This is a genomic window from Sphingomonas sp. 10B4 (genome assembly GCF_035019905.1).
Lineage (GTDB): Bacteria > Pseudomonadota > Alphaproteobacteria > Sphingomonadales > Sphingomonadaceae > Sphingomonas > Sphingomonas glacialis.
Genome location: NZ_JASJVC010000470.1, coordinates 1 through 249 on the forward strand (window position 1 = coordinate 1; position 249 = coordinate 249).

Annotated in this window: 1 protein-coding gene; it reads left to right on the forward strand. The window is 59.8% G+C overall.

Going from position 1 to position 249, the window contains the following annotated elements:
- Nucleotides 1-26 precede the first annotated feature (26 nt).
- The coding region (locus tag QN347_RS20530) for a hydantoinase/oxoprolinase family protein (protein WP_323494507.1) at nucleotides 27-249 on the forward strand (223 nt) is incomplete at its 3' end.

Consider the following 249-nt stretch of genomic DNA (forward strand, 5'->3'; position numbering starts at 1 on the left):
GTGTCGGGCCGCAGAGTGCCGGATCAATACCTGGCCCAGCGTGCTATCGCCGCGGCGGTACCGAGCCGACTGTCACCGATGCCAACCTCTTGCTCGGCCGCTTGGATGAAAATAATTTTCTTGGTGGCGAAATGCTGCTCGATAAAGCGGCTGCCACGCATGCCATGAACGAACGCATAGGCAAGCCGCTCGAGCTCGATCCGATCAAGGCCGCCGACGGTATCTTGCGCATCGCTGTTACGGCCATGT